Annotated in this window: 4 protein-coding genes; 1 reads left to right on the forward strand and 3 read right to left on the reverse strand. The window is 35.0% G+C overall.

Translation table 11 applies throughout. The annotated features are described in order from the left end of the window. Nucleotides 1-322: 322 nt before the first annotated feature. From ACOMCU_RS25945 to ACOMCU_RS25955, 3 genes are all read right to left on the reverse strand, one after another. Entirely contained in the window at nt 323-7,930 is a 7,608-nt protein-coding gene (locus ACOMCU_RS25945) for an amino acid adenylation domain-containing protein (protein WP_421051958.1), read from the reverse strand. Between the two features lie 443 nt (nt 7,931-8,373). Continuing rightward, a complete protein-coding gene (locus ACOMCU_RS25950; protein WP_010859059.1) occupies nt 8,374-8,523 on the reverse strand; it encodes a hypothetical protein in 150 nt (49 codons plus the stop codon). A 312-nt stretch (nt 8,524-8,835) separates the two neighbouring features. Continuing rightward, nucleotides 8,836-9,060 carry a hypothetical protein gene (locus ACOMCU_RS25955; protein ID WP_421051959.1) on the reverse strand — a complete coding sequence of 75 codons (225 nt, stop codon included), beginning with the start codon at nt 9,058-9,060 and terminating at the stop codon, nt 8,836-8,838. 821 nt (nt 9,061-9,881) lie between these two features. Between ACOMCU_RS25955 and ACOMCU_RS25960 the strand changes: the two genes are divergently transcribed. After that, nucleotides 9,882-10,151 carry a hypothetical protein gene (locus ACOMCU_RS25960; RefSeq protein ID WP_421051960.1) on the forward strand — a complete coding sequence of 90 codons (270 nt, stop codon included), beginning with the start codon at nt 9,882-9,884 and terminating at the stop codon, nt 10,149-10,151. Nucleotides 10,152-10,548: the final 397 nt, after the last annotated feature.

Genomic DNA, 10,548 nt, shown 5'->3' on the forward strand with positions numbered 1-10,548 from the left:
GAGCGGAAGCACCCGGACTGAGCGAAGCGAAGGAGAAGGCTGGAGAAGGCTGGAGAAGGCTGGAGCCGTGCCCGCAGAAAGCGTCCGCCGTAGCGGAGAAAAATGACTACGAAGTAGACTAAAAAAACAAAGCCTCGAAGATTTTACTAATCGTAAAATTTTCGAGGCTTTTCATTTTTGAGGTAAGTTGTTTTGTCCCAGCCTCTTTCAGACATAATTGTTTTAATCCAATAGAAAATGCTTTCTTCAGATTAAGGCGCACCTTTTACCATGCCGAATAATCATTCAATTTATCATGTGCATACCTCATTTTAATCGTCATTTAAACCGTAGTATGTTCTCTGCTAGAGGGGAAAAACCCTATACTGGATCCGTAATCTATCAAATTAGATACAAACTTTGCATCAGGTAATTCGCATACCACACCAACTTCTTGTAAAAAACGTTGCGTATCTTGACACGTTGGGATTGATAAAGAATTTTCAGCTGTTTCTTCTAGTAAAGGCACCATCAATTCCAAAGCATATTTTTGTTTATCAGACAATGTATAGTCTTTAAATAAATTCATAAATTGTTCAGTATCGACAATTTTAATAGGATGACCGCTCTGTTTCAGATATTCAACAAACGGTTTCCATTCAATTTGAACAGGATTACAAATGTGGAAAGTTTCCCCTTCAGTTTCCTTTGTACATGCCAATTGTACAATAGCTTTACTACCAAAATCGATTGGTACTAGATCAATATACGTATGAATGTCCGGTGCAACTTGTAGTAACAAGATAGCTTTTATCACACGATAAAAAGCATTACCTTCTATATTCTCTTGAAACCTTCCGTCAAGTGTATGCCCTACGAGGTTTCCCACACGATACACCGTTGCTGGCACGCCTTCTTTTATTGCTTCTCTGACTAATTTTTCTGCCAAAAATTTACTTTCTATATACACATTATCTAACTGCTGCCCTCTGTCAAAGTCTCGTTCAGAGAACAAAAATTCTTTAGCATCATGAGGAGCATGTCCAGAAATGCTAATTGTTGAAATATAATGAAAACGTGCCCGTGCGTCTTTACTCAGTTCTAATAAGTATTTAGTAGATTCCACATTAACTTGGATAAAATGTTCTCTATCTCCATAATGACGCACATCTCCTCCACAGTGTATGATTGTATCTATTTCTTGAATCAATTGTTTTTTTACATTTGGTGTAATACCCAGATGTTCTTTGCTCAAATCTCCTTCAATGATATGAACGCGATGTTTCATTTTTTCTAAAATAGCCTCTCCAAAGTAAAACTCCATTTTTTCTCGTACTTTATTTTCCATTGAAGTTTGTTTTTGATTCCGAACTAGGCAATAAATCACTGTATCAGGTAGTAATAATAACTGCTCTAAAATATGGGAACCAAGAAAACCTGTTCCGCCTGTTAATAATATACTACGAGGTTTCTGTTGTGAAACTTGTATTAATGTATCCCATTTCTTACTGTTTTCTTGCTTATCTATATAAATATTATTTTCTTTTTTATGCTCACCCACAGTTGCTGCTATACTGTTTTCTTGCTGAAGCGCTTCTGAATCTATTTTTCGAGCCAGTTTTTCTATTGTACGATAGTGAAAGAAATCCTGTATGCGCAAGTGAGGGAAGTATGGTTTTAGTTTCACCAAAGTAGGCATAATTTTTAATGAGTGCCCCCCTAGAGCAAAAAAATCATCTTTTATGTTTAAGTCTTTTATGTTTAATACTTCTGCCCAAACGTTAGCTAGTACCTTTTGTGTTTCTGTAACAGGTGGTTGATGATTTTTATTTTTCCGGTACTGTATCTGATACTGCCCTAGTAGTTTTTGAACATCTATTTTGCCATTTTGTGTGACAGGAATCTCTGAAACACAAACATATCCTTTTGGCACCATATATTCCGGTAAAGTAGTGGAAACATGCTTATAGGCTTCTTCAATACTTATTTTTGATTGGTTATAAACAGTGAAATATGCGTGTAATTCGTTTCCTTCTGCATCAGGTAAAACCACCGCTTGTTGAATGCGAGGCTCTTGCACCAGTACATCTTCAATTTCTCCTAGTTCAATACGATATCCTCTTATTTTCACTTGTCTATCACGTCTACCCATATATTCTACACTTCCATTTAATGCTAGTCTTACTAGATCTCCTGTCCGATATAAAATAGAATGATTTTCAGTAGAAAACGGGTTAGACAAAAATGATTGTTTGGTTCTATCTGGCTGATTTACATACCCGATTGCTGTTCCAACACTTTCAATGTACAGTTCTCCTATTACACCTATTGGACACAGTTGCATGTTTTCATTTAAGATATAGACTTTTGTATTTGCAATGGGCTTCCCAATAGGAATCTGGGTAACAGTACTATCCACTTTTGTAGAAACAGAGTAATACAACGAACTAACCGTTGTTTCTGTAGGTCCATATTCATTGACAATCTGTACAGTATCACTCATTTCAGATTGCCATTTTCGAATAGCTTCTGCCGACGCAGCTTCACCTCCCATAATTAGCACACGTAAACTTTTTAATGGAATGTGCTGTTTTGAAGATACTCCATTTGCTAATTGTTTAAAAAAGGCTGTCGCCACATCTGAAATCGTAATGTTATAAGTAGAAACAGCATCGAAATATGCCTGTGAGGAGAAACGTTGTTCCTCATTTAATAGATGAAGTCTTGCTCCAGTTAATAAAGCCGAAAAAATTTCCGAAACAGACGAATCAAAACTGTGAGAGTAAAACTGAGATAACACATCTTGCTCTGTTATATGGAATGTTTGTGAACGCCATTCCACTAAATTAAGTACGCCAGCATGTCGAAGTAATGTACCTTTCGGATTTCCCGTCGATCCAGATGTGTAGATCATATAGGCTGTGTCTTCCGCTGTGTTTTTGTTTAAGATGTCTTGAATTGCAGACGATGCTAACATATCTTCTATTACTGCTACTTGCTCATAATGGGATAGTGATTCTTTTTTTAGAGAATTTTTCGTTAGAATCAGCTTTGCCTTACTGTCGTTTACAATATACGATACACGTTCTGGCGGATATTTAATATCAATTGGCACATAGGTACCGCCAGCTTTGAGAACCCCTAACATACATACAATACTTTCAAAACTTCGTTCTAAGAAAATGGCAGCTACATCATTGAGTTGCATTCCTTTTTCAATCAAATAATGGGCAATTTGATTAGAATAATGATTCACCTCTTCATAGGTATATGAACTATCCTCTGTAGAAATTGCGATCGAATCGGGTCTTTTATATACTTGCTGATAAAAACGTTCTTGTATAGATGAATGTGATGGCATCGCCATATACGTATCGTTCAATTTTTGATACACAGTTTTATCTGTATTACACAACATATTTAATTGACAAAGGGATGTAGTAAAATCAGTTTGTATCATCTGTAATGTTTGCAAAAGTTGTTCTGCAAAACGTGAAATTGTTGTTCTTTCAAACAAATCAGTATTATATTCTAAATCCATAACTAGGCCATCTTCTGACTCTAAGAATGTAAGGGCTAAGTCAAATTTACTAATTGCTTGCTCCACGGGTTGTATATCCAATCGATGCAAATTATGTTGTTGAGCTGTGTTCTGTTGATAACTAAACATAGTTTGGAAAATTGGATTATCATGTGCTGTTCGTTCAGGGTTTACTACTTCAATCACCTTATCAAATGGATAGTTTTGATGCTGGAATGCCAAAAGACATTTTTCTTTTACGACTTCACACAATTCTTTCATTGTGGAAGCATCGGTTGTATTTACTCGAATTGCAACTGTGTTGACAAAAAAGCCTTGTACATCTTCAAATGCCGTATGTTGTCTCCCTGTCACAGGTGTTCCTACAATAAGGTCGTTCTGCCCACATATCTGCTGTAAAAATTGTGTATAAGCAGTAAATAGCAATATGAATAGTGAAACTTCCTCTTGTTGTGCAATTTTTCTTAATCCTGCCAAATGTACCTGATCTATTTTCTTAGAAAGCACCGCACCATGGTTCGAAGGAGTACTAGGACGCATCCGATCATATGGTAGTGATAATTGAGGTAGAACGTTTTGAAACTCTTGTTTCCAATATTGTTTTTCTAATTCCCATGTCCCTAACGAAAGGTGTTCATATTGCCATGCTACATAATCTACATATCTAACAGTAGGTTTGGTAGCATGCACGCTTTTATTTAGTAATAATTCTTCATATACCTCCAATAGCTCTTTTAGAAAGCGTTGTAAACTCCATTCATCCATAATAATATGATGGAAATTCAAATATAACCAAGAGCAATCTTCACTCGCTGTGAATAGTATCGTTCGGAATAACGGACCCTGTTCTAAATCAAACTCTTTAGAATCAAACTCCTGTATACACTTCATCCTATATGCTGCTTGTTTACTCTTTTTAATACTGGTAATATCCACGTGTTTAGCTATCGTAGATATTTCTTCTCGTATGTGTTGCACAGGCTCCCCTTGCTTTTCCATGAAAACCGTTCGAAAAATTTCATGTCGTTGTATAACTTCATATAAAGCTTTGTTCAACATATTGATTTGTATACCGGGCTGTATTTCTACCAGGACAGGGATGTCATACGTTCTATCTTCTGGATACCTTTTGTATAAAAACCAAAGTCTTTTTTGTGCATGTGATAACGGGTAATACGTTTGTTCAGGAATTTGCGGTATTACAACTTCTTTATCTAAAGGATTTAATTGGTCTATATAATCAGCACATGTATGAATCGTTCGATATATATATAAGTCTTTTAAACTGATCTGTACATGGAATCTGGCATGAATACGATTAATGACTTGGACTGTGAGTAAAGAATGTCCACCAATTTTGAAAAAATCATCTTCGATACTTATCTGTTCAGAATTCATCTGTAAAACTTCTGCCCAGATATTCTGTAAGTGTATTTCAGTATCTGTATTGGGTGGGATATATCTATGGGTACGGTTTTCTAATAAGGACTCTGCTTGCTTTTGTAATGAGTTATAATCTATCTTGCCACTCGGTGTTAAAGGAAACTTCTCGACATCTTGCATGTAATTCGGTAGCATAAAATAAGGTAATTTTCCCGAAAGATATGCTTGGATATCTTCAGCAGTCACAATAGACTCTTTTTGCAATACGTAGAAAGCAATCAATTGCTGATTGCCATTTTTATTCCGATAAACTATCACAGATGCATGTTGAATAGATGGGTGTTGGAGCATTTGCTCTTCTATTTCTTCTAATTCGATACGATATCCACGAATCTTCACCTGGTTATCTATACGTCCTAAAAATTCAACTTGTCCATCTTGTGTGATACGACCTTGATCACCGCTTTTATATAGTCTCGCCTTAGACGAAGTTGGTAAATTTACAGTTACAAATGCTTCTTTGGTTTTATCAGGTTGATTGACATATTGCTGTGCAAGGCTACTCCCACCAATATAAATCTCTCCAGGTACGTACGGCGGACAAATTTGATGCTGTTCGTTCAAAATATAGATTTCTGTATGAGATAACTGTTTCCCAATTGGTATATTTGCTTGTGTTTCATCTACCTTGTTGATAATCGGATATGTGGCGACACAAACTGTCGATTCTGTTGGACCATATGCATTTACAATTGGAATTTTCAAATCTACTTTTTCTTGCCATTTTCGTACTGTTTCCGGTAGCAATGTCTCTCCACCAACAAATATATAGTTTAGTGATTGCAATTTTTCTAAGTCATGAAGAGACGCTTGCGTTAAAGTATGGAAAAATACAGTAGGTAAAAGACAAAAATTTACTTGCTGTTTGTGAATTGCCTCGATAAAGTGATTGAAAGATTTTCTTTCTATCTCCGATAAAATATAAAGCCTTCCACCAGTTAACAAGCTACTATAGATTTCCCAGACAGATGCATCAAAGATAAGTGATGCAAATTGTAGATGTACATGATTTTTCTGAAAATGATACGTATCTTTTAAGGATTGTATAAAGTGAATTACTCCCTTATGAGGAATTAATACACCTTTAGGATTTCCAGTAGAACCAGATGTATAAATGACATAGGCTGCATCTTCCATTGTATGTGTACGTTTCGCTTGTTCAGTAATGAATTGTTTAGGCATATCTTCATATAAAATAACTTGTTGCTCTAGTTGAATATGTCGTAAACTAATCTTATGACTTGTAATAATATGAGTTGACTCACTATCCTGTAATATAAAACGAACCCGGTCTACAGGAAAATCCGGCTCCACAGGTACATAGATACCCCCTGCCTTTAATACTCCAATCATGGAAACAACGGCTTCTATACTACGATTCATAATGATACTTACACGATTTTGTCTTTGAAACCCTTGGTGCAATAAAGTTTGCGCCATTTGGTTCGACAAGACCCGCAACTCTTGATAAGTGATATTTTGCTGACCCACCGTTATAGCAATACGATCTGGATGTATATCCGCCTGTTCATCGATGAGTTGGTCTAATGTCATAGGCATCACATTTTTCACAGCCAATGTGTTTTGATAAACATCATAATCCTGTGGTAAAAGCAATTCTAGATTGCATATAGCTATGTCACTGTTTTCTAACAATATCTGTAGTAAATGTTGAAATCTATCTATAAAGTTCTGTATGTCGTTTTCATCATATATACCAGAGTTATAATCAATTTCAATATTTAAAGCATCACTTTGGTTTTGAACTAATCGCCATACCATATCAAACACACTTACTCGATTTTGATGTGTGATGACTTTCGTTTCTAAGTCTTCCATTCTGAAATTCGGAAGTTTCACCATGTTGAATACTGTTGAATATAAAGATGGGTTATTTCCTTCTCGATTCTTAATTTGCTGAATCAAATGGTCCAAAGGATAATCTCTATGTGCGATCGCTTCTTTTACAGAGTCATTCACTTTTTGAACTAACTCTGTAAATGTTTCGGTAGGTGAAAATGCTATACGTAGTGGAACTGTATTCACAAAGTAGCCAAATACCTCTCGCGCTTCTTCGTCACGGCTTCTGGTGTTAATTGGCATGCCAACTACCAAGTCTGTCTGATTTGTCATTTGATTTAATAAAACAATATAGATGCTTAACCAAACACGGTATGAGCTAACTTGATTTTCCTTGGAAAATTGTTTTATAAGGTTAGATAAAGTAGGCTTTATTGCATATTGTAAAGCACCTCCTTGATATGTTGGTACAAGTGACCTTGCACAACCTGTTGGAAATTCACTCCACGGTAAGGTACCTTCTAATTTTGCACGCCAATATTTTTCAGAAGTAACATAATCCTCTGTTCCAATATAATTTTGATGTTTATGTAAAAGTTTTTCATACATCTGTATTCTATGAATGTTTTTTTCTGTTTCAAAAGTTTGGTCTAATGAATAAGCTTGTTCTAAATCTTGCAGGAATAATCCTAAACTCCATCCATCAAAAATAATATGATGGAACATCATGTGAAGGAGATATTCATTTGGTTCCAACTGATACAATTGAAATCGAAACAAGGCATCTGAGGTTAAATCAAATCTTGTGTAAAGATTTGATTTCAAAGATTCGTCCAACATCTGATCTCTTTTGGCACCAGGATAAGAAGACCAATCATAAAAATCCATGTCTACATGAAATTGTTCTTTCCTTATTTGTTTCAGACCGTCAATCATAGATACAATATTCATTTGTAACGCTACGTGTTTCGCTACAATATATTGTAATGCCTTTTGTAGTCTTTTATGATCTAAGTCCCCTTTTATTTGTATAGAAACGGGTTCATTATAAATGCCGGCTTCTATGTCCATTTGACGTGCAAACCATAATACTTTCTGATTTTCTGTTACATCGTATTGAGCTCCGGTTATCACCTGGGCATTTTCTACTTTAACAAATCGGTTCATACTGTCCCTCCTAATTAACGAAAAATATTACCAATAAAATGCATAATACATGTAGGTGTTTGTTTAAAATGTATAGTTTTGCTTATATAAACGTGTCTAGAAACGCTTGAATGTGAGAAGAGAGGATGGAGAAAACAGCTTCAGCGGGTAGTCTTCGGTTTGTTACAATGACTAAGTGGTACACTCAGGACTAACTCGAAAGTATTTTGAGGTTGGTCGTGGCATGGCCCCTTTTATAATTATTCAAGTAATCAAACAAAGACTCTCTTCAGTAGGACATGCACATATAGATATAAAGGGAAGATATTCGTTTCACTCACCAGAGGAAGTTGAAAATGGATCTTTACGTCCGTTACTAAAAATGGAATAGAAATAAAATATTTGATGTTTAGAGCCCTATTGCCATTTCTGTTCCGTTACTACATAAACCCGTAGTTCGCTGTTTATAGCGGGTACAGCGTAGTTTTATCTATTTCAGATTGTACTTGTGATGTTAATGAATAACCGTAAGCATCCTCTTTATCGCCGATAGCAACCACACAAGTGTCAACTAAACCTGAGCCAAGCTCGAATATAAGCTTTTCCCATCTCACATTTTATTACCTAGACAAGGTTTTATATTTATATATCGCAAAGCATGGGAATAGTATATGACGAACGAAATAAATTGTCAAATTTTTACATTGAATCAAATGGGAAATAAAAGTGATAGCGGTGTCATTTAAGATTTACAATAAAAGGTTAATTTATTACTATAAATTCCACTTTAACCACCTTATATAGAAATAAGACGATTAACGACTTTATGTAAGTTGCGATTGCTTGATACAATCTTGGTACCGATTATTAGTTATAATAACACAAATAAATTGGAATACATTTGGAAAAACTGTGACGAATTAATCCTAAGAAGCTTCTACCGGATTTTGGGTTGTAATTTTGTTTTTCCCAGTATTCTTTGAAATGTACATTCGTTCATCAGCTAATTTAAAGAGTGCTTCAGTAGGTCCTTCACCTATAGCTATCCCTATAGACATAGTGATATTTATTTCTTTTCGAATTGCTTCTAAGATTTTTTCAGCAAGGCGCTCCGTAAACATAGTATCAGTTACAAGACTCTTCTCCCCCATATTCAGCTGGTTTGATCCACCATATGGAGGTGGATGTAGATGGTATGCTGAAATAGTGGAGTATTTTAATCTGTAACTTTGTATACGCCTTTTTCTTCAAAGCATTCTTGTTACTTTATAGTTTTTGGACCAGGTTTTAATGTAAAGGGTTTTATTTTTGAATCTTCTCTCTTAGAAACATCATACAAAAAAGTTCCAATTCATGCTTCGATTTTTTGATTTCCTGCTACCTGAATTATATTTGTTCATCAGACCAAGAGCGTATATCCCAGTCCGTTCATAAGGACTAAATTGTTTATTCCTTATTTCGCTATTCTGGATTAGCACGCTGGCTCCTTTTCCTGGAACTGCAAACTCCTGACTTTCCATTTTTTAATAGATTAGATACTTTCTGTTACTGTGTTTGTTCTTCAGCAAAGCTTTTTAATAAAGTGAATATTGCTCGTAGAGTTGTTTTCTTTGGTAGGAGTAAAACGAAAGTAATTGTCACTGGTAGAATGAATAATCCAGAAGCTATCGCAGAGATTTCCGCGTACATGTCGAATCACAGATATTGGAGCGCCGTACAGAGTATGCCACAGACGGAAATGCTTACTTAACCAAAGGTGGACTTAGTGGACAGAAATTAGAAGATTTTAAGAAATGGCTTGATGATCGTGGTTGGCGGTACTAAGTAAATGTGACAAAAAGGGTAATATTTGTATTTTTTAAAAATAAATACAAATATCGACAGCATTTTCATTTTAATTTTGTTATGGTTGTATTGTTCTATTAAATGCAACTTATTAATAGAGAAAAAAAATGTAAAAGGAGAGTTTATTATGTTTAAATCAAAAATTGCAAAAATGGTGGGATCACTGGCTTTATCAGGAGCTATACTAATTCCTTCAGTATCAGCGAGTGCATGGACTGAGTATGTTTATGTTAAGGACTTATATCCGGATGCTGTAGATTTTATATTTGTAAATAATGGGGCAAATGATAAGTATGTACTAGTACAAGAAAGAGGGTCTGATGGTAGAATATACGAAACAAAGGTAAAATGCGATAAAATGATTGGTAATAAGTGTCAAGTAGCAGTTGAAAGATAGTTCAAAATGTATTAAACATTTGAAGTGAAATATCTAGTGAGAAATGAGTTCTGTATTGTACAGGCTCATTTCTTTTAATTGGTTTGATAAAATGATACTAAAAGCCCTATGACTACATGGAGCTTTTAGTTTATTAGAGTGTATAAATGCAAAAAGCCGCATTGACTTATTAACGAGTTGTGCGCCTTTTTTGTTTTTCGGGGAGTGAAACCTAGTTGTTTAGTTAGTTTAAACGATGTTATAAGGAATTATGAAAACATCATTTTAAATCAGAGATTTTTCGAACGTCTTTTTCTTTCATCTTGAATTCTTTTTTATCAAATTATTCGAACTTATAACCACTCAAACGATAATACTGCTTTTCACCCTCATTTATATTTCTAATTTTCAGTTAAAT

Source organism: Lysinibacillus sp. UGB7 (assembly GCF_049058285.1).
Lineage (GTDB): Bacteria > Bacillota > Bacilli > Bacillales_A > Planococcaceae > Lysinibacillus > Lysinibacillus sphaericus_B.